Annotated in this window: 22 protein-coding genes and 1 pseudogene; 14 read left to right on the top strand and 9 right to left on the bottom strand. The window is 70.5% G+C overall.

The window, feature by feature from the left end:
- Positions 1–102 precede the first annotated feature (102 nt).
- From QH270_RS29725 to QH270_RS29715, 4 genes and pseudogenes are all read left to right on the top strand, one after another.
- A complete protein-coding gene (locus QH270_RS29725; protein ID WP_280347532.1) occupies positions 103–1,011 on the top strand; it encodes a hydrogen peroxide-inducible genes activator in 909 nt (302 codons plus the stop codon).
- A 46-nt stretch (positions 1,012–1,057) separates the two neighbouring features.
- Positions 1,058–1,111 (top strand): annotated as a pseudogene (locus QH270_RS34740) (hypothetical protein); the annotation flags it as partial.
- Positions 1,112–1,124: 13 nt separating this feature from the next.
- A complete protein-coding gene (locus QH270_RS29720; protein WP_146229181.1) occupies positions 1,125–1,361 on the top strand; it encodes a hypothetical protein in 237 nt (78 codons plus the stop codon).
- 103 nt (positions 1,362–1,464) lie between these two features.
- Complete coding sequence (locus QH270_RS29715) at positions 1,465–2,079, top strand: serine protease (RefSeq protein WP_280347530.1); 615 nt, start codon at positions 1,465–1,467, stop codon at positions 2,077–2,079.
- A 10-nt stretch (positions 2,080–2,089) separates the two neighbouring features.
- Here the strand turns inward: QH270_RS29715 and QH270_RS29710 are convergent, their stop codons facing one another.
- On the bottom strand, positions 2,090–3,115 hold the full coding sequence (locus QH270_RS29710; RefSeq protein WP_280347528.1) for a helix-turn-helix transcriptional regulator: 1,026 nt from the start codon (positions 3,113–3,115) through the stop codon (positions 2,090–2,092).
- Positions 3,116–3,330: 215 nt separating this feature from the next.
- Between QH270_RS29710 and QH270_RS29705 the strand changes: the two genes are divergently transcribed.
- The 6 genes from QH270_RS29705 (at position 3,331) to QH270_RS29680 (ending at position 6,889) form a co-directional block, all read left to right on the top strand.
- The gene (locus QH270_RS29705; RefSeq protein WP_280347526.1) at positions 3,331–3,924 is read left to right on the top strand and encodes a biotin transporter BioY; all 594 of its coding nucleotides are present in this window, start codon (positions 3,331–3,333) and stop codon (positions 3,922–3,924) included.
- Entirely contained in the window at positions 3,921–4,601 is a 681-nt protein-coding gene (locus tag QH270_RS29700) for an energy-coupling factor ABC transporter ATP-binding protein (protein WP_280347524.1), read from the top strand. Before QH270_RS29705 ends, QH270_RS29700 begins: the two co-directional genes overlap by 4 nt.
- Positions 4,598–5,200 (top strand): energy-coupling factor transporter transmembrane component T family protein, encoded by a 603-nt coding sequence (locus tag QH270_RS29695; protein ID WP_280347522.1) that lies wholly within the window; start codon positions 4,598–4,600, stop codon positions 5,198–5,200. The genes QH270_RS29700 and QH270_RS29695 overlap by 4 nt, the downstream gene beginning before the upstream one ends.
- A 47-nt stretch (positions 5,201–5,247) precedes the next feature.
- Positions 5,248–5,838: a TetR/AcrR family transcriptional regulator gene (locus QH270_RS29690; RefSeq protein ID WP_280347520.1), complete on the top strand. Its 591-nt coding sequence runs from the start codon at positions 5,248–5,250 to the stop codon at positions 5,836–5,838.
- Between the two features lie 86 nt (positions 5,839–5,924).
- The gene (locus QH270_RS29685; protein WP_280347519.1) at positions 5,925–6,665 is read left to right on the top strand and encodes an SDR family NAD(P)-dependent oxidoreductase; all 741 of its coding nucleotides are present in this window, start codon (positions 5,925–5,927) and stop codon (positions 6,663–6,665) included.
- Positions 6,666–6,679: 14 nt separating this feature from the next.
- Positions 6,680–6,889, top strand: coding sequence for a tautomerase family protein (locus tag QH270_RS29680; protein ID WP_280221609.1), 210 nt, complete (start codon positions 6,680–6,682; stop codon positions 6,887–6,889).
- 49 nt (positions 6,890–6,938) lie between these two features.
- Here QH270_RS29680 and QH270_RS29675 read toward each other — a convergent pair whose 3' ends face one another.
- The 5 genes from QH270_RS29675 to QH270_RS29655 all read right to left on the bottom strand — a co-directional run bounded on the left by QH270_RS29675 (position 6,939) and on the right by QH270_RS29655 (position 13,596).
- Positions 6,939–7,499 carry a hypothetical protein gene (locus QH270_RS29675; protein ID WP_280347518.1) on the bottom strand — a complete coding sequence of 187 codons (561 nt, stop codon included), beginning with the start codon at positions 7,497–7,499 and terminating at the stop codon, positions 6,939–6,941.
- Between the two features lie 220 nt (positions 7,500–7,719).
- Positions 7,720–8,922, bottom strand: coding sequence for an adenosylmethionine decarboxylase (gene speD, locus QH270_RS29670; RefSeq protein WP_280347517.1), 1,203 nt, complete (start codon positions 8,920–8,922; stop codon positions 7,720–7,722).
- 8 nt (positions 8,923–8,930) lie between these two features.
- Positions 8,931–10,046 carry a type III PLP-dependent enzyme gene (locus QH270_RS29665; protein ID WP_280347516.1) on the bottom strand — a complete coding sequence of 372 codons (1,116 nt, stop codon included), beginning with the start codon at positions 10,044–10,046 and terminating at the stop codon, positions 8,931–8,933.
- Between the two features lie 80 nt (positions 10,047–10,126).
- Positions 10,127–12,625, bottom strand: a complete 2,499-nt coding sequence (locus QH270_RS29660; RefSeq protein ID WP_280347515.1) for a DEAD/DEAH box helicase — start codon at positions 12,623–12,625, stop codon at positions 10,127–10,129.
- A gap of 26 nt (positions 12,626–12,651) precedes the next feature.
- A complete protein-coding gene (locus tag QH270_RS29655) occupies positions 12,652–13,596 on the bottom strand; it encodes a proteasome assembly chaperone family protein (protein ID WP_280347514.1) in 945 nt (314 codons plus the stop codon).
- Between the two features lie 196 nt (positions 13,597–13,792).
- Here QH270_RS29655 and QH270_RS29650 point away from each other — a divergent pair, with 196 nt between their 5' ends.
- A complete protein-coding gene (locus tag QH270_RS29650; RefSeq protein WP_280347513.1) occupies positions 13,793–14,506 on the top strand; it encodes a sensor domain-containing protein in 714 nt (237 codons plus the stop codon).
- A gap of 146 nt (positions 14,507–14,652) precedes the next feature.
- Positions 14,653–15,819, top strand: coding sequence for a DUF4192 domain-containing protein (locus QH270_RS29645; RefSeq protein ID WP_280347512.1), 1,167 nt, complete (start codon positions 14,653–14,655; stop codon positions 15,817–15,819).
- Positions 15,820–15,841: 22 nt separating this feature from the next.
- Here the strand turns inward: QH270_RS29645 and galE are convergent, their stop codons facing one another.
- Positions 15,842–16,822, bottom strand: coding sequence for a UDP-glucose 4-epimerase GalE (gene galE / locus QH270_RS29640; RefSeq protein WP_280347510.1), 981 nt, complete (start codon positions 16,820–16,822; stop codon positions 15,842–15,844).
- Positions 16,823–16,825: 3 nt separating this feature from the next.
- Positions 16,826–17,515 (bottom strand): metal-dependent transcriptional regulator, encoded by a 690-nt coding sequence (locus QH270_RS29635; RefSeq protein WP_232999749.1) that lies wholly within the window; start codon positions 17,513–17,515, stop codon positions 16,826–16,828.
- 128 nt (positions 17,516–17,643) lie between these two features.
- Between QH270_RS29635 and QH270_RS29630 the strand changes: the two genes are divergently transcribed.
- Positions 17,644–18,882 carry an acetoin utilization protein AcuC gene (locus QH270_RS29630; RefSeq protein WP_280347508.1) on the top strand — a complete coding sequence of 413 codons (1,239 nt, stop codon included), beginning with the start codon at positions 17,644–17,646 and terminating at the stop codon, positions 18,880–18,882.
- Entirely contained in the window at positions 18,875–21,622 is a 2,748-nt protein-coding gene (locus tag QH270_RS29625) for a bifunctional GNAT family N-acetyltransferase/acetate--CoA ligase family protein (RefSeq protein WP_280347506.1), read from the top strand. Before QH270_RS29630 ends, QH270_RS29625 begins: the two co-directional genes overlap by 8 nt.
- Positions 21,623–21,743: 121 nt before the next feature.
- Here the strand turns inward: QH270_RS29625 and QH270_RS29620 are convergent, their stop codons facing one another.
- Positions 21,744–22,712, bottom strand: coding sequence for a sigma-70 family RNA polymerase sigma factor (locus QH270_RS29620; protein WP_110035709.1), 969 nt, complete (start codon positions 22,710–22,712; stop codon positions 21,744–21,746).
- Between the last annotated feature and the right edge of the window lie 4 nt (positions 22,713–22,716).

Genomic DNA, 22,716 nt, shown 5'->3' with positions numbered 1-22,716 from the left:
TCTCCTCATTCGTGGTGTTGGCGCTCATCGTGTGAGCTCGTGGTGATCTTGCCGAAAGCGTACTGAAAGGTAAAGCCGATTGCTCGTCGTACACTGATAGGCGTGACTGATCAGACTTATCAGCCAACCCTCTCGCAGCTGCGTGCGTTCGTCGCCGTCGCCGAATACCGGCATTTCGGCACCGCCGCAGCGCGTTTGACTGTGAGCCAACCCACGTTATCGCAGGCCCTGGCATCACTGGAAAACGGACTCGGGCTGCAGCTGATCGAGCGCAGCACGCGGCGGGTGCTCGTCACCGCGGCGGGGATGCGGCTGCTGCCGCAGGCGATGGCGACCCTGGAAGCGGCCGACCGATTCGTCGCCTCGGCCACCGGTGACGGGCTCGGCGGCGTGCTGCGCCTCGGCATCATCCCGACCGTCGCGCCGTACGTGTTACCCGAGCTGTTGCCCGAGCTGCGCCGCAAACTGCCGAACCTGATGCCCCAGGTCGTCGAGGACCAGACCGCCCGGCTGCTCGACGGGCTGCGCACCGGCGTGCTCGACGTCGCCCTGCTCGCGCTGCCCACCGACGCACCCGGTCTGGTCGAGATCCCGCTCTACTCCGAGGAATTCGTGCTCGTCACCCCGCGCGGGCACGAATTGTCCGGCCGCACCGACCTGTCCGTCCCGGCCCTGGCCGACCTGCCCCTGCTGCTGCTCGACGAGGGCCACTGCCTGCGCGATCAGACGCTGGAGGTGTGCCGCGCCGCCGAGGTGCATCCCGGCGCGGTCGGCGACACCAGAGCAGCCTCGCTGACGACGGTGGTGCAGTGCGTCGCGGGTGGCCTCGGTGTCACCCTGGTGCCAGAGATGGCCGTGGCCGCCGAGACCGCGCGCGGCACCCTCGACACCGCGCGCTTCGCCGCACCCGCGCCGGGCCGCACGATCGGGCTGGCTTACCGCGCGTCCTCGGCGCGCGCCGAGGATTACGAATATCTGGCCGCGGTCATTCGCTCGAAACGGCCGTTCTAGATTTCATCTGTTCGCATGACGCCATTCCTGGCCCCGGGGTGCTTGGGTGAATACGGTGCGGATTCCGTCATGGGGTCGGCACGTCGAAAAAGTACAGTCTGTTAGGAATGGCCATGTACAAGTTTCGTTCAACCATCGCGGTGCTCGCCTGTGCGCCGTTGATCGCTCTCGGTGCCGGCGTAGCCGGCGCAGCACCCGCGGCGGATCCTGCCCCCGTCCCCGTCGCACCGGTGCCCGTGCAGGTCGAGCCCGCCGTGTTGTCGCCGTTCATCACCATCCCCGGCGCGCTGCTGACCTGTGTCCCGCTGCTGGTGACACTGCCCATCCTCTACCCGGTGTGCGTGGTCTGACACGCCGATGACAGAGACAAGGAGTAATCGAGGCACTCCCGCACTCCCGTGCGAGAGTGCCCCGAGGGCATGGGCTCGCGGGTGGCTCCTCGCGGCCGCGCTGATGCTGATATGGGCGACCGGCGGGACCGCGCACGCGGCCGCACCGGTGACGCTCGGTGGTGGTTCGGGCATCGTCTTCGACGGTGGCGCGACATGCACACTCACCACGATCGGCTACGACGGCGCAGGTCAGCTCGTCGGCTTCACCGCGGCGCACTGCGCGGAGGCGGGTACCGGAGTCGCGGCGGAGGCCGATCAGGAGGCCGGCAACGTCGGCACGGTCGCCTTCGTCAACAGCGATCTCGACTACGCCGTCATCGGGTTCGACGCGGGCCTGGTGAATCCCGTGAACCGGGTGGGTTCGACTTCGATCACCGGGATCGGACTGCCCGCGCAGTTCCCGGTCGTCGCCTGCAAGGAGGGGCGGACGACGGGACAGACGTGCGGCCTGGTCTACGGCGACGTCTTCGGCGGCGCCACCTGGACGCTGACGCAGATCTGCGTCGCGGTCGGTGACTCCGGCGGACCGGTCGTCGTCGGCTCGACGTTGGTCGCGATCGTCAACGGCTACCTCGCGGTGCCGTGCCTCGGCCCACACGTGGGTGCCAATTTCACCAGAATTATGGATGACGTGAATGCGCGCGGCGGGCCGGGGGTGGGTTTCCATCCCATTTGATCCGCCGATTTCAGGGCGCGGAAACAGCGGTGGTCAACAACAAACGGACCAATTCTGCCTGCCGATGCGTTTTCGTTTTCGCGAAGATATGTTGCAGATGCGTGCGGGCCGTGAATACCGAGACCGAGAGCTGATCGGCGACGGCCGGTAATCCGTCGCCGCGCAGCACGCCGAGCGCGACGAGCGTCTCCGCCTCGGTCAGGCCGTACAGGTCGTGCAACGCTTCCGGCTGCGGCTCCGGATCGTGCTCGGGGTCGACGATCAGCAGCAGCGCCGCGCGATGCCACGGGCTGTCGCCGGACAGCCCGTCCAGCGGCGATACCCGCACGGCCAGCGGCCGCCGACCGGACGGGCGCGCGAGCGCGACATTGCCGCCGTCCTCCTCCGCCGCGGCCTGTTCGATCAATCGGCGCAAGCGCTTGTGCACCGCGGCCGGGGTGGCCTGCAGGCGGCCCGCCGCGTCGACGGTCAGTCCGTTGCCGCTGTGGAGGAGTCGTTCGGCCAGGGAGTTGGCGAAGACCAGGGCCGCGTCGGCGGTGACGATCAGGACACCGTAGTGCGCCTTCTCCAGCGTCGCGAGGGCGAAGGCGCGCTCGCGGGACAACTCGACCAGCCGCGACTGGGTACGCAGCGCGCCGCGCAGGTGGGGGACCAGCGCGCGCAACAGCGTCAGCCCCGCGGGATGACCGGCGATGGCGGCGTGATCGGGCATGGTGAGGCAGATCCACGAGGACGGCTGTTCGTCGCCGAGCCGCGCCAGGAAACTGTTCGCCGGGCCGTTCGCCGCGGCGCCGAGCAAAACGTCGCTGGTGGTGGCAGTGCCAGGGGGGAGCCGGTGCAGATGCTCGGCGACCAGGTCCAGTGGCGCGGGCAGGTCGGCACCGCCGTTGCCCGCGGTCCTGACCGCCCAGCGCCGGGTATCGGGGTCGGCGATGACGAGGATGCCGTGCGCCGCGCCGAAGGTGTCGGTGATCTCCCGGATCACCGCGTCCCAGCGATCCGGGTCGCTGCCCGCGCCGTAGATCGCGGCGATCAAGTTCGAAAAACGTTGTAGCGCAATCGACATGATGGCCCTTCCGGCCACGGGTACTCGGCCCGTCGCCCGTGTGTGGCGACGGCCGGACGTGCGGAACCCAACACAGAATCCTAGTCGATCTTCCGGTACGGCGGAATGGCCGAGGGCTGCTCCGGCTGCGCCGGCGAGCGCCCCACCTGCTACTTTTGAACGTCGTTCAAGTGAGTGTGTAGAGGATGTCCGCCGTGTCCGAAGTCGAGAAGTCCCCGAAGCCCGCGGCCGGTTTCGCCGCGCGTGAGCTGGCGCAGGTCGCGGTGTTCGCGGCGCTGATCGCCGCACTGGGGCTGCCGGGCGCCATCACGGTCGGCTTCAGTGGCGTGCCCATCACCCTGCAGACCCTCGGCGTGATCCTCACCGGCGCGATCCTCGGCCCGCGTAAGGGTGCCGCCGCCGTCGCCGTCTTCATCGCGCTGACCATGATCGGCCTGCCCCTGCTCTCGGGTGGCCGTACCGGGCTGACCGCGCTGGCCTCGCCGACCGCGGGCTATCTGATCGGCTGGATCCCCGCGACGCTGGTCATCGGGTGGCTGACCACGCTGATCCTGCCGAAGTACCCGCTCGTCCCCGGCCTGCTGATCAACGCGCTCGGCGGGATCGTGGTCATCTATCTGTTCGGTACCGCCGGCCTGCTGGTGCGCACCGACCTGGGCGTGTGGGCGGCGATCTCGTCGAACTTCGCGTTCGTGCCCGGCGATCTCGCCAAGGTCGTCATCGCGACGGTCGTGGCCAAGGGGGTCCATCGCGCCTATCCCGGGCTGATCGCGCGGTGAGTGAGATCGTGCTCAGGGGCGTCGGTCATCGCTTCGGTGAGCGGGTCGTGCTGCGCGCGATCGATCTGCGGATCACCGAACGCCGCGTCGGCCTGATCGGCGCCAACGGGTCGGGGAAGTCGACGCTGGCGCGCATGCTCAACGGTCTGCTGAAGCCCACCGAGGGCACCGTCACCGTCGATGGTGTCGACGCCGCGCGCAAGGGCGCGCAGGTGCGCCGCAAGGTCGGCTTCGTCTTCACCGATCCCGACACCCAGATCGTGATGCCGACCGTCGCCGAGGACCTCGCGTTCTCGCTGCGTCGCAGCGGCTTGGACCGGGCCGCCGTCGCGGACCGGGTGGCGCGGATGCTGGCGCGGTTCGGGCTGACCGCGCACGCGGATCACCCGGCGCACCTGCTCTCGGGCGGGCAGAAGCAGCTGCTCGCGATCGGTTCCGCGCTGATCCGCGAGCCCGAGGTGATCGTGGCCGACGAGCCGACCACCCTGCTCGATCTGCGCAATGCCCGGCTGGTGTCGGAGGCTCTGAATTCACTGGACCAGCAGGTCATCGTGGTGACCCATCAGCTGGCGCTGCTCGACGGCTTCGATCGGGTCGTAGTGCTGGACGACGGTGCCGTCGCCTTCGACGGCACCCCGGCGGACGCGGTCGGCGCCTATCGGGCCCTGGTCGAATGATCGGGCTCTACCATCCCGGCGACTCGCTGCTGCACCGCGCGCCGGCCGGGGCGAAGCTGGCGCTGCTGGTCGTCTTGATCGTCGCGATGACGGTGTGGGTGCGCGGGCTGGTCGGCATCGCCTGCGTCGTGGTGGTCGTCGCGGGACTGTTCGCGCTGGCGCGAATTCCCTGGCGCGTGGCCGCGGCCCAGGTGCGTCCGGTGCTGTGGATGACGGCGATCATCGGTGTCTTCCAGCTGCTGACCACCACGCCGGTGCGGGCCGTGGTCGTGTGTGGCGTGCTGCTCGTCTCGGTCGCACTGGCCGCGCTGGTCACGGTGACGACCCGGGTCACCGATCTCCTCGACGCCCTGCTGCGCGCGCTGGCCCCGCTGCGCCACGTCGGGGTGAATCCGGAACGCGTCGGTCTGCTGCTGGCGCTGGCCATCCGGTGCGTGCCCCTGCTCGCCCAGATCGTGCACGACGTGGCGGAGGCGCGCCGGGCACGCGGGGTCTCGTGGTCGGCGACGGCCCTGGTCACGCCGGTGTTGGTGCGCGCCTTGCGGACCGCCGACGCGATGGGCGAGGCGCTGGCCGCGCGCGGTGTCGACGACGACTGACCCTTCGCCCTTGCCATTCCTAGACGACCGGTCGTATAGTTTCTCGCATGGCACGACCACGGCGTAGCGACGACACGCGAGCGCTGCTCATCGAGGAGGGCGCGGCCGGGCTGCTGGCCAACGGCTATCACGGCACCGGCATCAAGCAGGTCCTCGACAGGGTCGGGGTGCCCAAGGGCTCGTTCTACAACTACTTCGACAGCAAGGAGGGCTTCGCGCGCGCCGTGATCGAGCATCACTCGCTGTGCGTGCAGCGCTCGCTCGCCGAGGCGTTCACCGGAGCGCCGGACGCGCTCACCGGCCTGCGCCGCTTCTTCGCCGCGCTGACCGAGGATTTCGTCGCCGCCGAGTACACCGGCGGCTGCCTGATCGGCAATCTCGGCGGTGAACTGGAAGGCAGTGATCTGCTGCGGACCGCGCTGTCGAGCGCGTGGGCCCAGTGGCGTGACGGCGTCGCCGCGGCGCTGCGGACCGCGCAGGTCGAGGGCACCGTCCGTGCCGACATCGACCCGGTCGAGCTGGCCGACCTGCTGCTCGAATCCTGGGAGGGTGCGGTCATCCGGATGAAGATCGACCGCACCGTCGAGCCGCTGGAGAAGTGTCTGCGCCGCCTGCTCGACGACTATTTCCGTCCCTGACCGACCGCTCCCGCGTTCGGCACCTCCGTACTTTCGGTCGCCCATTCCAAGACGACCGGTCGTATTCATGCGAAAGGATCAGACGAATGTCCACTCCGAAGACGGTCATCGTGACCGGGGCATCCAGTGGGATCGGTCGTGATGTCGCCCGCGCCTTCGTCGCCCGCGGCGACGCGGTCGTGCTCGGCGGGCGGGACGCGGCCAAGCTCGCCGAGGTCGCCGCCGACCTGGCGGCCCCCGACCGGGTGGCCACGGTGGTCGGCGACATCGGTTCGCCCGCAACGGGTTCGGCGTACGTGGCGACCGCGCTCGACCGGTTCGGCCGGGTCGACGCGCTGATCAACAGCGCCGGCGTGTTCGGTGCGACCCCGTTCGTCGACGTCACCGAGGCCGAGCTCGACCGCTATCTGGGCGGCAACCTCAAGGGCACCTACTTCACCACCCAGGCGGTGGTGCGCCACCTGCTGGCCCAGGGCGAGGGCGGCAGCGTCGTCAACATCGGCACCGTCCTCATCGACCACGCGATGACCGGGCTGCCCGCCTCGGCCGCACTGATCAGCAAGGGCGGCGTGCACGCGCTGACCACCAGCCTGGCCGCCGAACTCGCGCCCGCGCGGATCCGGGTGAACGCGGTCGCCCCCGGCATCATCCGCACCCCGCTGTTCGGGGACGGCGACGAGCGCGCCGCCGCGAGCGCCGCGCTGCTCGGCCGGATCGGCGAGGTCGCCGACACCACCGCGGCCGTGCTGTATCTGACCGACGCCGAGTTCGTCACCGGCCACATCCTCCCCGTCGACGGCGGGTTCATCTCAGGTAGAGCGGCGTAGAAAGGACAACCACCATGCCGTATGTGAATATCAAGGTCACCGACGAAGGGGTCACCCCGGAGCAGAAGGGGCAGCTGATCAAGGGCGTCACCGATCTGCTGTTCGACGTGCTCGGCAAGGCCCCCGACAGCACCTACGTGGTGATCGACGAGGTGCCGCTGACGGATTGGGGCGTCGGCGGGATGAACGTCGCCGAGTACCGGGCACGGCGCAAGGCCGAGTGAGCGGGCCGAGCCGGGCGTGGGCACGGCCCGCGCCCGGCCCGGCACGGCGTCACGCCGGGCCGTCGAACGGCACGGAGGCGTCGAGGGCGAACCAGCCCATCGGGAGGCGCTTGCCCCCGGCGAGGAAGTAGCTCGGTCCCAGCCACAGATCCGGTTCGATCTCGCGCAGTTCGTCGTAGACACGACGAGCCGGTCGACGGGAACCGACACGCGGGTCGTTGTAGTCGAAGAGCACGGCGGGCCTGCCGTCGCGCACCGAATCACCCACCCTCGCCACGAAATTCAGAGCTCGTAACCCGCCGAGTAGCCGGAAGACGTTGTGGCCGACGGCTGTCCCGCGGTCCACGTGACGAAAGGACTTGGCGATCCAGAAGTACGCGGGTCGCGCCATCACGGGGGCGAGTACCCGCTCGGCTCCGCCGGGGAACGAGCGCATCGTCACATCACCGTCGAGCCGGGCGAAGTCGTCGGCAGTCGGCGCGGGCGCCTCGGCGAACCTCCGCCCGAATCCGGCCGTGCCCGCCGCGGACAACGCGTCCAGCCGGGGGCGGTGATCGACGGGACGGGCGATGGGCATCAGGCCGTTCGCGGACAGCGGTGTCGGCGTCATGGGCGGACTCGATTCTGTGGGAACTCGGTCCTCGCATGGTGCCAAGAGACGGCGCGCCCCGCTGCCTGTTTCGACGAGTCCGGAGACGACGGGGGGGGGGGGGCGGGGGGGTGGGTGGGGGTGGGGTTGTTTTTATTAAGGGGTGAGTGGGGGGGGGGGGGGGGCCGCCCCCCGCCCGCGCCCCCCCCCCCCCCCCCCCCCCCGCCGGTGTTGTGTCCGCTTACCCGCGCAGGGAGTAGGGCTCGATCGCGCCGCGCTCGAGCGCGCGGGCGTCGATGGTCTCGGCCCGGTAGGGGAGCAGTGCCAGGCGGTCGGTCATGCCGCGCACCGGGTTCTCGATCTTCTCGTTCAGGCCGAACAGGAAGGTCCACTCGTGCTCGTCGCTGCCGTAGGGCACCACGGTGGCGAACTGCTCCTTGAACCGGCCCCACGAACGCTTGAGCGTCTCGTTGCGCCACATCGTCGCGCAGCCGGCCTGAGCGGTCAGCACGCCGCCGGGCGCGAGCAGTGCCTTACATCGCGACAGGAACTCCGCCTCGTAGAGGCGGTTGTGCTGGGCGTCCTCGACGCGCTCGTCGGGCAGATCGATGACGATCACGTCGTAGCGGGTGCCCGCCTCCTGCGCCTTGGCCAGGAAGTCCCAGCCGTCGGCGTAGTGCACATGGATCGGCCCCTGGCCGGCGACGGCCGCGGCCAGCTCCTCGCTGGTGTAGCCGTAGGGCAGGTGCCGCGCGCACAGCTCGACCTCGCGCTGGTCGATGTCGACGTGGTCGACCAGGGTCGCCCCCGCCGCCACCGACATCTGCGAGGCCACACCCTCGCCGGAACCGATGATCAGCACCCGGTCCAGCTTCTCGGCCAGCACGAACGCCGGGACCATCATGGCCTCGTGGTAGGTGAGCTGGGAGAACTCGGTGGACTGGCGGTCGTCGTCGGAGAACAGGGAGATGCCCTGGTCGGTCCGCGCGATCACCATGTGCTGGAAGGGGGTGTGGGTGTCGACGATCACCTCGTGCAGATCCCAGATCCGGGTCAGGCCGTCGCCCACCGGTTCGTAGATCTTCTCGGCGCCGTGGCCGCGCTGGACGACCTGCATCCGAACATCCTTGGGAGACAACTTGTCTCGCAGGAGTTCCACCGCCTTCGTCGCGCCGGCGCCGATGGTGCCGCAGGTGAAGACGTCGACGAAGATGTCGCCGGACTCCGGATAGGTGTGAATCGAGGCGTGGGACTCCGACAACAGCGCGAGGACGGTCACCCCCTGCGGTTCGAACTTCTTGTGAACGACATCGCAGATGGTGACGCCCGCCGCGATCAGAGACTCACGCAACGCCGATTCGAGTCGTTCGAGATCGTCACACAGGTCTGTGTCGACACCACCGAACTCGGCCAGCACATGCCAGCCGGTGAATTCCGCCGTCATGGGCAAACTCACTCTCGCTCAGCGCCCGAGACATGAACGGTCAAGGGCGGAAAACCATTGAAGGACACCGACGAATAACTCGCGGTATAGGCGCCGGTGTCGAGGATCTGGATCTGATCACCGGCTCGCAACGTGGTCGGCAGAAGGACCTTCGTGCGTTGATACAGTACATCGTCGCCGTCACAGGTCGGACCCGCGACCACCGCCTCGGCCACCGGATCGCCGTCGCGATCGGTGACGAAACGGTAGGCGATGTACTCGTTCTCGGTCTCGGCCATACCGTTGTAGCGGCCGATGTCGAGATACACCCAGCGCCGGCCGTCGGGCGCGACACGCACCCCGACGACCTCGGCGTGAATCGTGCCCGCGTTGCCCACCAGCGCCCGGCCGGGCTCGACGACCAGGCCGGTGGACTCGGGCAGGAACTCCGCGGCGGCCGCGGTCATCGCGGCGGCGATCGCGTCGAGCTCGGGCGCCGCGTCGACGTAGGAGATCGGCAGACCGCCGCCCACGTTGACCGCCGCGACATGAATGTCCTTGTCCGCCAAGGCCGTCACGATCTCCCCCGCCTGCCGGATACCGATCCGCCATGCGGTGGGATCCAGCTGCTGGGAGCCGACGTGGAAGTACGGGCCGCCCACGGCCAGACCCAGATCGCGAGCGCGCACCAGCAGCCGCAGTGCCTCGTCCGGCGCGCAGCCGAACTTGGTGCCGAACGGGGTCCGTGACTCCGGCGCCGAGGACAGGAACCGGCACTCGACCTCGGCGCCGGGCGCGTGCTCGGCGATGCGCAGCAGATCGTCCTCGGAGTCGAAGGCGTAGCGGCGCACACCGAGGCCGAAGGCGCGCGCGATGTGGGCGCTCTTCTTGATCGGATTGCCGTAGCAGAGCTTCGCCGGGTCGACGCCGAGGCGCAGTGCCTGGTCGATCTCGCCGATGCTGGCCACGTCGAATTCCGCGCCCTCGGCGTCGAGCAGGGTGAGCAACTCGTCGACCGGTGCCGCCTTCACCGCGTACCTGATCCGGGTGCCCTGGCTGCGTCGTGCCGACACGGCGGCGGCGAGGGCTCGGTAGTTGGCACGTACCCGCTCGGGGTAGATGACAAGGTACGGGGATTCGGGCATAGTTGAACTTTCGGTCGGCGGCCGGGAGAGACTATCAGCGGCGCCTACCCAACAACGAATCCGTCAAACATTCGTCATAGTCACCCCGCCGTGACTGTGACCTCGTCGAACACCACCTCGCCCGCGGCATCGGACTCCTCGAGATCCACGATCGCCGTCAGCGCCCAGCCGTGGTCGCCCGCCGGGTCGTCGAGTACCTGCCGGACGTGCCAGAACCCCGGCCGCCTCTCGACCTGGAACAGCTGGGGACCGCGTGCGTCGGGGCCGGTGCCGATCGCGGTGTACTCCGCGAAGTAGGGCGCGAGATCCTCGGCCCAGTCGGGGCCGGTGCCGAGCTCGTCCAGCTCGTGCCAGCGCTGCCGGGCCGCCAGTTCGACCCGGCGGAACATGGCGTTGCGCACCATCACCTTGAAGGCGCGCTCGTTGGCCGAGATGGGGCGCACCGACTCCGCGCCGAAAGCGACCTGCTCGGCGTCGTTCTCCGCGCCGGGATTGGTCAGCTGCTCCCATTCGTCGAGCAGGCTCGAGTCCACCTGGCGGATCAGCTCGCCCAGCCACTCGGTGAGATCGTCGAGTTCCTCGGTGCGCGCCGCGTCGGGCACCGTGCGGCGCAGCGCCCGGTAGGCGTCGGCCAGGTACCGCAGCACCACGCCCTCCGAGCGGGCCAGCTCGTAGAAGGAGATCAGCTCGGCGAAGGTCATGGCGCGCTCGATCATGTCGCGCACCACCGACTTCGGCGACGGGGCGAACTCCGAGACCCACGGATGCCCGGCCCGGTAGGTCTCGAAGGCGGGTTCGATCAGTTCGGCCAGCGGCTTGGGCCAGGTGACCTCTTCCAGGAGCTCCATCCGCTCCTCGTATTCGATGCCGTCGGCCTTCATCTCGGCGACGGCGGCGCCGCGCGCCTTGTGCTGCTGGGCCATCAGCAGCTGGCGCGGATCCTCGAGCGTGGCCTCGATCAGTGAGACCACATCGAGTGTGTAAGTGGGGCTTTCGCGGTCGAGCAGGTCGAACGCGGCCAGCGCGAACGGGGACAGCGGCTGATCGAGCGCGAAATCGCGTTGCAGGTCGACGGTCAGCCGGGCCATCCGGCCCTTGGCGTCGGGTTCGGAGAGCTGTTGCACCACACCGGCATCGCGCAGCGCGCGGTAGAGCCGGATCGCGCGCAGGATGTGCTTGCGCTGGGCGGCGCGCGGCTCGTGATTGTCCTCGAGTAGGTGCCGCATCGCGTGGAAACAGTTGCCGGGACGCGCGATCACGTTGAGCAGCATCGCGTTGGTCACCGAGAACCGGGAGACCATCGGCTCGGGCCGGGCCGCCACGAGCCGGCCGAAGGTCTCCTCGCTCCAGGACACGAAGCCCTCGGGTGGCTTGCGGCGCTGCACCTTTCGCTGCTTCTTCGGATCGTCGCCCGCCTTCGCGAGCAGACGCGCGTTCTCCACCTCGTGTTCGGGGGCCTGGACCACGACGGTGCCCATGGTGTCGAATCCGGCGCGTCCGGCCCGGCCGGCGATCTGATGGAACTCGCGCGCCTTGAGCCTGCGGGTGCGCACCCCGTCGTACTTGGTGAGCCCGGTCAGCAGCACCGTGCGGATCGGCACGTTGATGCCGACGCCGAGGGTGTCGGTGCCGCACACGACCTTCAGCAGCCCGTCCTGGGCGAGCTTCTCCACGAGCCTGCGGTACTTGGGCAGCATGCCCGCGTGGTGCACGCCGATGCCGTGCCGGATCAGCCGGGAGAGCGTCTTGCCGAAGCCGGAGGCGAACCGGAACTCGCCGATCGCGGCGGCGATCGCGTCCTTCTCGGCGCGGCTGGCGAAGTTCACGCTGGTCAGTGCCTGCGCGCGTTCGAGCGCGGCGGCCTGGGTGAAGTGCACGACATAGACCGGCGCCTGGTGCGTGGTCACCAGTTCCTCGATGGTCTCGGTGATCGGGGTGCGCACGTACGAGAACGTCAGCGGGACGGGGCGCTCGCTGCCGGCGACGACCGCGGTGGGGCGGCCGGTGCGGCGCTCCAGGTCGGTGGCGAAGAAATCGACCTCGCCCAGCGTCGCCGACATCAGCAGGAACTGCGCGCGGGGCAGTTCGATGATCGGGACCTGCCAGGCCCATCCGCGATCGGGATCGGCGTAGAAATGGAACTCGTCCATCACCACCTGACCGACCTCGGCGTCCGCGCCCTCGCGCAGCGCCAGGTTCGCCAGGATCTCCGCGGTGGCGCAGATGATCGGGGCGTCGGCGTTGACCGCCGCGTCACCGGTGACCATCCCGACGTTCTCGGCACCGAACACCTCGCACAGTGCGAAGAACTTCTCGCTCACCAGCGCCTTGATCGGCGCGGTGTAGTAGCTGCGCTGCCCGTTGGTCATCGCGAACAGATGCGCGCCGACCGCGACGAGCGACTTGCCCGACCCGGTCGGCGTGGCCAGGATGACGTTGGACCCCGAGGCCAACTCCATCAGCGCCTCGTCCTGCGCCGGATACAGGGGAGTGCCCTGCTCGGCGGCCCACGCCGCGAACGACTCGTAGAGCGCGTCGGCGTCGGTCCCTGGTATCTCGAGCAGGTCGGTCAGATCCACTCCGACCACCCTAGTGGGTCGGTGGTTCAGTCCTCGCCGTCGGCGGAGGTGTCGCCGTAGCCGCCCTGTTCGGCCAGGAACCGCTCGAATTCCGCGCCGAGCTCCTCACCGCTGGGCAGCTCACCGTCGCCGGCGAGCAGGCTGGACTGGCGCTCCTGGGCGGTGACGAAGCTGTCGTACTGGCGTTCCAGCGCCGTGACGACCGTTTCCACCTCCTCGTTGCCCGCGATGTGCTCGGCCACCTGCTCGCGCACCCGCGCCGCCGCCTCACCCAGCGCCGCGAGCGGTAGCTCGAGGCCGGTGTTGTCGGCGACGTTCTCCAGCAGTGTCTGGGCCGCTTCGGGGTAGTCGGTCTGGGCCAGGTAGTGCGGCACGTGCACGGAGAACCCGAGCGACTCGTGCCCGTGCTGGGCCATCCGGAACTCGAGCAGGGAGGACGCGCTGCCCGGCACCTGCAATTCGCCCGGCCAGCGCTGGTGCTCGCCGATCAGCGATCGATCCGAGGAGTGCGCGGTGACACCGAGCGGGCGCGTGTGCGGGATGGCCATCGGAATCGCCGAGAGCCCGATCGTGCGGCGCACGCCGAGTTGCTCGGCCAGCAGCCGTACCGCGGTGGTGAACTTCTCCCAGCGCAGATCCGGTTCCAGGCCTGCCAGCAGCAGGAACGGGGTGCCCGCCGTGTCGCGCAGGGCCCACAGGTTCAGCTCGGGCTCGGCGTAGTCCGAGAAGTGATCGGTCTTGAACGTCATCAGCGGGCGGCGCGAGCGGTAGTCGAGCAGCTCGTCGACGTCGAAGGACGCGACGAGTTCGGATTCCAGGCTCTCGCGCAGGTGTGTGGTGGCCAGGCGCACGGCGTGCCCGGCGTCGGTGAAGCCCTCGAGCCCGTGCACCAGCACGGGACCTTCGCCGTCGTCCGCCGACAGCTGCGGTGCCGGGAACTCCAGCTCGTACATGTGCGACTGATCGTCCATCGCGTACTCCTTCCTGCGCGGTCCACCAACGCTCGCGGCGGGGGCAGCGGCCTTCATTGTCCCCCACGCGAGCAGACGCCACGCACACGGCCGGAGGACGGCTCGTCCTGTTGCACAACAGCTCCGCCTGCCTCGGCATTCCCGCTCGGCGTGGCGATCCCGCCCGCCCCCGCTCCGGTGCGGCACAGTGGGTGGGGTGAACGTGGCGGAATCGGCATCGGCGGGGGCGACGACCCGGGCGCTCGTCGGCGTGGTGGCGGTGTCGGTCATGGCGCTGACCGGCTGTGGGGAGCGGATCAGCGGCACACCCGTCGCGCAGAGCGCGGCCGCCGTGCGGCACGTCGACGGCGCGTTGGCCGATCTGCTGCCCACCCCGCAGCGGTTCCCGGCCCGGTACCCCGCCGTGGTGCTGCCCCCGCAGGCGGCGGCCGCCGCGGCGGGCGACCTGGACGGGGTGGGGGCGGGCGCCACCGTCGACCCGCCGCGCTGCACGCCGCCCGACGCCGATGCCGAGGGCGAACCGGCCTCGGTCGCCGTCGGCAACGACGACACGCACCGTGCCACGCTCACCGTCGAACTCGCCAGAACCACCGAGCAGCTCGCCCGGCTCCGCGACCGCCTCGCCGGCTGCGAGCGGATCCGGGTCGACCGCGCCGGTGCCTCCGCGACGGTCACCACCGCCGTCGAGTCCGCGGTCCCCGCCGGCGCCGACGACGCGATAGCGTTGCGGCGCACCGTGCTTCCCGACATCGGCGGTGCCGGGCTGACCCAGACGATGCAGACCTCGGTCGGCCAGATCGGGGACGTGCGGATCACGGTGACGTCGATGACCTTCGGTGCGGGCGAGCCCGACCGGGCCGCGGTCGACGAACTGTTCGCGACGGCGGTGCGCGGGGTTCGTGGCGGCTGAGGCGCCTACCACGCGGCGGTGACATCTCGGTCGCGGCCGCCGCGGCGCGACCGGGATCGCTCCACAGGTCACGCGCTGTCAACAGGGCGGCGAAAAGCCCAGGTCGCCGCGTCGGCGCGGGAGTCGCCGGCGGGCACGGTGGAGCCATGACGCCTTCGACGAACTCGCCCCGCCGCACCCACCGCACCGGACTGTTCCCCCGCGCGCTCGCCTGCGCCGAATCCACCCCCTCCTACCCGGCCGAGCGGCCGCGCAGGCCCCTGCGGGTGGACGATCCCGGCGAGCTCATCGCCGCCCTGCCCGCGATGCTGGGGTTCGTTCCCGAACGCTCGCTGGTGGTCGCCGTGCTGCACGAGCCGGGCCGCACCGGCGCGGCCGCGATCGAGGCGGTCGTGCGATTCGATCTGGACGGCGTCACCGAGCCGCGACGTGTCGAGCAGTTCACCGCGTGTGTCGGATCGATCTGTGTGCGTGAACAGGCGAACACGGTGCTCGCGATGTTCATCGACGAGCGCGCCGAGTCGGGGGCGATCCAGGCCGTGCGCGCCGCGACCCTGCTCGAGGCGTTCGGTGACGCGGGGATCGCGGTGCGCGGGGCATGGTCGGTGCCGGGGATCGTGGCCGGCGCGCGTTTCCACAGCCTGTTCGACCGGAGGGCGGGCGGTGTGGTGGGCGATCCGGCGGCCTCACCGGTCGCGTTGTCCCACGTGCTCGACGGCAGGCAGATCCGCCGGTCCCGCGGTGAGCTGACCGCGCTCGTCGTGCCCGACCCGGCGCTGTGCGCGCGGCTACGCCCCTGGCTTGGTCCGGCGGTGACACGGTATCGGCGCGGGCTGGCGGCCGCCGAACGGGCCGGACGCGGCCCGGTGTTCCAGCGGCGTGCGCTGGAATGGGTGCTGTGGCAGATCGCCGACACCGAATCCGGCGTGCCGCGCGCCGACCGCGAACTCGCGCGGCTGGCCGCGACCCTGCGCGACCGCCCGATCCGCGACGCCATGTACGGCCTGGCGCTGGGCGATCACGCCGAGGCCGCCGAACAGCTGTGGGCCCAGCTCGCCAGGGGGACGCAGGGCAGCGACCGTGCCGAGGCAGCGGCGCTGCTGGGGTTCAGCGCCTACGTGCGCGGTGACGGGCCGTTCGCCGGCATCGCGCTCGCGGCGGGGATCGAGGCCGACGCCGAGCATGCGATGGCGGTGCTGCTCGAGACCTCGCTCCAGAGCGGCCTGCGCCCGGAACGACTGCACACCCTGGCGATCTGCGGGCGGCAGGTGGCGGCCGATCTCGGCGTCGACCTGGGCCCGATCGACCTGTGACACAGCCGATCCGGGCCGCGGGTCAGCGGGCGCTGTGCGCCTTGTCGCCCAGGGAACGCAGGAAATCCCAGGCGTCGGTGACGATCTCGTCGAGGTCGTTGTGTTCGGGACGCCATCCCAGTTCGCCGACCGCGCGTTCGCTCGAGGCGATGAGCACAGCCGGATCGCCCGCGCGGCGGGGGGCGTCGATCGCTTCGATCGGCAGCCCGGTGACGCGCTCGCAGGCCGAGATGACCTCGCGCACCGAGAAACCCGTGCCCGACCCCAGATTCAGGATCCGGTGACTGCCCGGCTCCGCCGACGACAGCGCGAGCAGGTGGGCCTGCGCCAGATCGCGGATGTGGATGTAGTCGCGCACACACGTACCGTCCGGCGTCGGCCAGTCGGTGCCGTACACGGAGATGGCCTTGCGGTGGCCCAGCGCCACCTGCAACACGAGGGGGATCAGATGCGTTTCCACCACGCGGTTCTCGCCGAGACCGGCGTAGGCGCCCGCCACATTGAAATAGCGCAGGCTGGTCGCGGCCAGGCCGTGCGCCGCCGCGTAAGAGGTGATCGCGTGGTCGATGGCCAGCTTGCTCGCGCCGTAGGGATTGGTGGGGCGGGTGGGGGAGTCCTCGGTGATCGGCACCTGCTCGGGTTCGCCGTAGACGGCCGCGGTGGAGGAGAACACCAGCCGCGGAGTCCCGGTCTCCCGGATCGCCTCGAGCAGGGTGAGCGTCTTCACCACGTTGCCGTGCCAGTACTTCTCCGGCTGCTCGACCGACTCGCCGACCAGCGACTGCGCCGCGAAATGAAGGACACCGTCGAAGGATTCGGCCCGCAGCAGGGCCGGCGCCGCCTCGGCGATGTCGCCGTCGACGAAGCGCGCGCCCGCCGGAACGCCGTCGGCGTTACCGGTGGAGAGGTCGTCGACGACGACCACCTCGTGACCCTGTTCGAGCAGGACGGCGGCGCACACGCCACCCACGTACCCGGCGCCGCCGGTGACCAGAAGCTTCACGAATCAGACCAGCCTCACCTGGACGGCATGCGCCATCTCCTCGGACAGTTCGAAACCGCCTGCGTGCCCCGGCACCGTGATCAGCACGGCACCAGGCTTGGTCTCCACGCTGACGCGCGCGTCGGGCACCACACCGGCCTCACGCAGCCGGCCGATGACCTCCGGATCGGTCTGGATGTGCTCGGCCAGCCGGCGCACGACCACCGCGTGCAGCGTGCCGTTGGGCAGATCGGAGAGCCGGACGAGCTTCTCCTCGGCGGCGGGGATCTCGCCGAGACCGAGTTCGTCCAGACCGGGAATGGGATTGCCGTAGGGCGAGGTGGTGGGGTGGTTGAGCACCTCGATCAGGCGCCGCTCCACCTCCTCGCTCATCACGTGCTCCCAGCGACACGCCTCGGCGTGCACGTTCTGCCAGTCGAGGCCGATGATGTCGACCAGCAGGCGCTCGGCGAGCCGGTGCTTGCGCATGACCGCGACCGCCATGGCGCGGCCCTTGTCGGTCAGCTCGAGGTGCCGATCGCCCGCGACGAGGAGCAAGCCGTCGCGTTCCATCCGGGCGACCGTCTGGCTCACGGTCGGACCACTCTGCTCGAGCCGCTCGGCGATGCGCGCCCGCAGCGGCACCACGCCCTCTTCCTCGAGGTCGTAGATGGTACGGAGATACATCTCCGTGGTGTCGACCAGATCCTTCACCTGTCACCCCTTCGTCGGCATGATTCTACCCACGCGCGAACGCCGGCCCGCCCGTCGGACCAGCGGCCCTATTTCTACTGCATGTCAACGCCACACGGGGTCCGCTGCTTCCGGCTAGCGTGGCGATCATGGTCACGCCGCGCAGCAACGAGCCGGGCACCGTCGTGTGGACCGAGCGATTCCTCGGCTACACCTGGACTCCGGAGCACCCGATGAAACCGGCGCGCTTGAAGTTCACCATGTCGCTGGCCGAAAGTCTGGGCGTGCTCGACGGTGTCGAGCCGCTCTCGCCCGACAGCGCCACCGAGACCGACCTGCTGCGGGTGCACAGCGGGTCCTACATCGAGGCGGTGCGCCGTGCGGGCGACGGCCCACCGATGCCGGAGGACACCGGGTACGGCCTGGGTACGGCCGACAATCCGGTCTTCCCGCACATGCACGAGGCGGCCTCGGTCATCGTGGGGGGAACGCTGGCCGCCGCGCGCGAGATCGCCGCGGGCCGGACCAGGCGCGCGGTGAGCATCGGTGGAGGGATGCACCACGCCATGCCGGATTCGGCGGCGGGGTTCTGCGTCTACAACGATGCCGCGATCGCGATCTCCTGGCTGCTCGACCACGGCTTCGACCGCATCGCCTACCTCGACGTCGACGTCCACCACGGCGACGGCGTGCAGCGCGCCTTCTACGCCGATCCGCGGGTGCTCACCATCTCTCTGCACCAACATCCGGCGACCCTGTGGCCCAACACCGGCTGGCCGACCGAGACCGGGCACGGCGCGGCCGAGGGCACCTCGATCAACCTGCCGCTGCTCCCGGGGACTCGGGACGCGCAGTGGCTGCGGGCTTTTCACGCGGTGGTGCCGGGCGCGGTGGCGGCGTTCCGGCCGCAGATCATCGTCAGCCAGTGCGGGGTGGACACCCATCGCGAGGATCCGCTGGCCGATCTGGAACTCACCGTCGACGGTCAGCGCGCCGCCTTCCTGGCCATGCGCGACCTCGCCGACCGCCACGCCGAGGGCCGGTGGCTGGCCGTCGGGGGCGGCGGGTACGGCGTGGTGCGGGTGGTACCCCGCGCGTGGACCCACCTGCTCGCGGCCGCCCTCGACCGGCCGTTGCCGCCCGAGACCCCGATACCCGCCGACTGGATCGACCAGGTGCGCGCCGCGTCGCCGCGGGTGCAGCCGCCGACCACCATGAGCGACGGGGGTGACACCGCCTACCGGCCGTGGGACGGTCCCGGCGGCACCCCGGACCTCGGAGACGCCGGGCAGATCCGCGCCCAGCGGGCGGTCGACACCGCCATCACGGCCACCCGGCGGGCGAGTTTCGGCCTGCTCGGACTCGACCCGGAGGACCCTCGTGACTGAGCCGCTGCTGCCCGACACCCCCGACACCCCGGCGAATCCGCCCGCGCCGCCGCAGCATTGGAACGCCGATGTGCTCGCCGCCGACGGCGGTGTGGTCCGGGTGCGCCCGATCATGCCCACCGACGCCGCCGCACTGGCCACCTTCCACACCGGCCTCTCCGATCGCACGCGCTATCTGCGCTATTTCGGTCCGTACCCGCGGATCTCGGCCAAGGACATGTACCGCACGACCCATGTCGACTACCACGACCGGGTCGGGCTGGTCGCGCTGCTCGGTGACGCGATCATCGGCGTGGCCCGCTACGAGTTGCTCGATCGGCAGGGCCCGCGCGCGGCCGAGGTCGCTTTCGTCGTCGCCGATGAGCACCAGGGGCGCGGGTTGGGCTCGGTGCTGCTCGAACACCTGGCCGGGGCCGCGGCCGAGAACGAGGTGGTGGCGTTCGTCGCCGAGGTGCTGGCCGAGAACGAGGCGATGGTGACGGTGTTCCGGGAAGCGGGCTACCAGCTCCAGCGCAGCCGCGACGGCGCCGAGGTACACCTGGAGTTCGCCATCGACCCCACCGAAGCGCTGCGCACCGTGCGGGATTCGCGGGAAGCGGCCTCGGAGGCGCGCAGTGTCGGCAATCTGCTCGCGCCCGGCTCGGTGGCGGTGATCGGCGCGTCACCCGAGCGGACCAGGGTCGGTGGCGCCGTGCTGGCGAACCTGCTCGCCGGCGGCTTCAGCGGACCGGTCTTTCCGGTCAACCCGCATCGGCGCTCGGTGCGCGGGGTGCGCGCCTACGCGACCGTGCGCGAGATCCCCGACGAGGTGGATCTGGCGGTCGTGGCCGTGCCGCCCGCGGCGATCGGCTCGGTGCTCGACGACTGTATGGCCAAGGGCGTCAAAGGCCTGGTGGTGCTGACAGCGGGCTTCGGCGAGACCGGGCAGGAAGGTCTGGCCGCCGAGCACGACCTCGTCGTCGCCGCGCGGGGACACGGCATGCGCGTGGTCGGGCCGAGCGCGCTCGGCATCGCCAACACCGACCCGGCCGTCGGCCTGAACGCGACGCTCGCGCCCGTGCTGCCCGAGCGCGGCCGGATCGGCTTCTTCTGCCAGTCCGGGCCGCTCGGCGCGGCGATCCTCGGCGAAGCCGCGGCCCGCAACCTCGGCCTGTCGACCTTCGTCTCGGCGGGCAACCGCGCCGACGTCTCGGGCAACGATCTGCTGCAGTTCTGGGACACCGCCGCCGACACCGAGGTGATCCTGCTCTACCTGGAGAGCTTCGGTAATCCGCGCAAGTTCTCCCGGTTGGCGCGGCGGGTGGCGCGCGGCAAGCCGATCGTGGCGGTGAGCAGCGGCAGGCTCGCCGCGGGGACCGACATGGACCGCACCGTGGTGCGGGACCTGTTCACCCAGGCCGGGGTGATCCAGGTCGACTCCATCTCCGAGCTGTTCGACTGCGCCGCGCTGCTGGCCTGTCAGCCGCTGCCGCGTGGTCCCCGGGTGGCGGTGGTCGGCAACAGTGCCGCGCTGAATTGGCTCGCCATCGACGCCGCGCAGAGCGAGGGCCTGCTGGTGCACCGGCCCGTGACCGCCGTCGACCGTGGGCCCGGCGCCCGCCCCACCGAGCGCGGCCCGCTCAGCGCCACGGTGGGCGGGCCGGTGGATCTGGGACCGGAGGCCACCCCGGCCGACTACCGCGAGGCCGTACTGGCCGCGTTGCGCAGCGAGGAGGTCGACGCGGTGATCGTCGTCGTCGCGCCGCCGGTGCCGGTCCCGATGGGTGGTTTCGCCGACGCGCTGCGGGCGGCCTCGGCGGCCGCGCCCGATCGCGACAAGCCGGTGCTCACCACGTTCGTCGCCGAATCGGGCATCCCGAAGCTGCTGGCGGTGCGTACCACCGGCGGCGCGCCGGCGCGGGGGTCGATTCCGTCCTATCCGGATCCCGAACGCGCGGCCAGGGCGCTGGCGCGCGTCGAGCGATACGCGCGCTGGCGGGACCGACCGGTCTCGCCGGTGGTCCGCCCGCCCGGGATCGACACCGCGGCCGCCGCGACGCTGGTGCAGGGCTGGCTCGCCGAGTCGGGTGGCCGCTGGCTCACCGATGAGGAGGCGGTGCGGTTGCTCGGGTGCTACGGCATCGAGGTGGTCGAGTTCCGCGCCGTGCGCGACGCGGATCAGGCCGTGGCGGCCGCGGCCGAACTCGGCTATCCGGTCGCGGCGAAGGCGACGGGGGAACTGTGGCGGCGCCGCCCCGATCTGATCGGGGTGCGGCTGGACCTGTGGGGGCCCGACGCGGTCCGCCAGGCCTACACCGATCTGGTGGCGATCTGCGGTGATCCGCTGCTGCACGTGCAGAAGATGGCGACCAAGGGTGTCGGCTGTGTGCTGCGGGTGACCGACGATCCCTCGTTCGGCTCGGTGATCGAGTTCGGCCTGTCCGGCCTGATCATCGACCTGCTCGGCGACCGCGCCTACCGGGCGCTGCCGCTGACCGAGGCGGAGGCGACCGCCCTGATCGACGCACCACGCGCCGCGCCGCTGCTCTCGGGCGGACCGGCGGGCCCGGCCGTCGACAAGGCGGCGCTGGCCGAACTGGCCCAACGCATTTCGGCGCTGTTCGACGATCTGCCGGAGATGCGGGAACTGTCGTGTGATCCGGTGCTCGCGGCGCCGTCGTCCGCGGAGATCATCTACGCCCGCGTCCGGATCGGCCCGGAACCGAGCCGGTTCGACACCGGCCCCCGCCGGCTGGCGTGATCACGCCGGACCGGTCGAACGAACAACGCCGACCGGCTCGCGACCCCGGAGGGGAGGGGGCGCGGTCACCGGTCGGCGTCTCGGCAGACGACCCCCGTACAAGGGCCGTCGGGTCTGTGGGTCAGCTGGCGTAGGCGCGCAGCCGGTCGGCGCGCTCACCCTTGCGCAGCTTGGACATGACCTCGCGCTCGATCTGGCGGACCCGCTCGCGGGACAGGCCGAACAGCTTGCCGATCTGGTCGAGGGTGCGCGGCTGGCCGTCGTCGAGGCCGAAGCGCAGGCGGATGACCTGCTGCTCGCGCTCGTCGAGGGTGGCCAGCACGCTGCGCACGTCGTGGTGCAGCAGTCCGGCGATCACGGCGCTTTCGGCGGAGGTGGCCTCGGAGTCCTCGATGAAGTCGCCCAGCGGCGCTTCCTCGTCGTTGCCGACGGGCATGTCCAGGCTCACCGGGTCGCGGCTGTGATCGAGCAGATCGGCGATCTTCTCGACCGGAATGCCCGACTCGGCGGCCAGTTCGGCGTCGGTGGCCTCGCGGCCGAGCTGCTGGTGCAGTTCACGCTTGATCCGGGCGAGCTTGTTGACCTGCTCGACCAGGTGCACGGGCAGCCGGATGGTGCGGCTCTGATCGGCCATCCCGCGGGTGATGGCCTGGCGGATCCACCAGGTGGCGTAGGTGGAGAACTTGAAGCCCTTGGCGTAGTCGAACTTCTCCATCGCGCGGATGAGTCCGAGGTTGCCCTCCTGGATCAGATCGAGCAACGGCATGCCGCGGCCGGTGTAGCGCTTGGCCAGCGACACGACCAGGCGCAGGTTGGCCTCGAGTAGATGCGAGCGGGCGGACTGCCCCTCGCGGACCAGAATCGCCAGGTCACGCTTGCGGGTCGCGGATAACCGCTTGCCGGTTTCGAGCAGGTGCTGGGCATACAGGCCCGCCTCGATACGCTTGGCCAGTTCGACCTCGTCGGCCGCCGTGAGCAGTGCCGTGCGGCCGATTCCGTTCAGGTACACGCGTACCAGGTCGGCGGCCGGGCTCTGGGCGTCGATATCGGACTCGCTGGGGCGCACACGAGTAGTGGCGGGGCTTGTCATGACT

The organism is Nocardia neocaledoniensis (genome assembly GCF_029868625.1).
Taxonomy (GTDB): Bacteria; Actinomycetota; Actinomycetes; order Mycobacteriales; family Mycobacteriaceae; genus Nocardia; species Nocardia neocaledoniensis_A.
The sequence above is the reverse complement of the archived record's forward strand: the minus strand, read 5'-3'. Positions and strand labels throughout refer to the sequence as shown.

What these genes read in the sequence shown, in the direction of transcription:
- QH270_RS29630 (WP_280347508.1), top strand. Translation starts at nt 17,644, where the DNA reads ATGGTCACGCCGCGCAGCAACGAGCCGGGCACCGTCGTGTGGACCGAG.
- speD (WP_280347517.1), bottom strand. Translation starts at nt 8,922, where the DNA reads ATGACGGCGGAATTCACCGGCTGGCATGTGCTGGCCGAGTTCGGTGGT.
- QH270_RS29620 (WP_110035709.1), bottom strand. Translation starts at nt 22,712, where the DNA reads ATGACAAGCCCCGCCACTACTCGTGTGCGCCCCAGCGAGTCCGATATC.
- QH270_RS29715 (WP_280347530.1), top strand. Translation starts at nt 1,465, where the DNA reads ATGCTGATATGGGCGACCGGCGGGACCGCGCACGCGGCCGCACCGGTG.
- QH270_RS29705 (WP_280347526.1), top strand. Translation starts at nt 3,331, where the DNA reads ATGTCCGCCGTGTCCGAAGTCGAGAAGTCCCCGAAGCCCGCGGCCGGT.
- QH270_RS29645 (WP_280347512.1), top strand. Translation starts at nt 14,653, where the DNA reads ATGACGCCTTCGACGAACTCGCCCCGCCGCACCCACCGCACCGGACTG.
- QH270_RS29675 (WP_280347518.1), bottom strand. Translation starts at nt 7,499, where the DNA reads ATGACGCCGACACCGCTGTCCGCGAACGGCCTGATGCCCATCGCCCGT.
- QH270_RS29665 (WP_280347516.1), bottom strand. Translation starts at nt 10,046, where the DNA reads ATGCCCGAATCCCCGTACCTTGTCATCTACCCCGAGCGGGTACGTGCC.
- QH270_RS29690 (WP_280347520.1), top strand. Translation starts at nt 5,248, where the DNA reads ATGGCACGACCACGGCGTAGCGACGACACGCGAGCGCTGCTCATCGAG.
- QH270_RS29680 (WP_280221609.1), top strand. Translation starts at nt 6,680, where the DNA reads ATGCCGTATGTGAATATCAAGGTCACCGACGAAGGGGTCACCCCGGAG.
- QH270_RS29695 (WP_280347522.1), top strand. Translation starts at nt 4,598, where the DNA reads ATGATCGGGCTCTACCATCCCGGCGACTCGCTGCTGCACCGCGCGCCG.
- QH270_RS29685 (WP_280347519.1), top strand. Translation starts at nt 5,925, where the DNA reads ATGTCCACTCCGAAGACGGTCATCGTGACCGGGGCATCCAGTGGGATC.
- QH270_RS29655 (WP_280347514.1), bottom strand. Translation starts at nt 13,596, where the DNA reads ATGGACGATCAGTCGCACATGTACGAGCTGGAGTTCCCGGCACCGCAG.
- QH270_RS29720 (WP_146229181.1), top strand. Translation starts at nt 1,125, where the DNA reads ATGTACAAGTTTCGTTCAACCATCGCGGTGCTCGCCTGTGCGCCGTTG.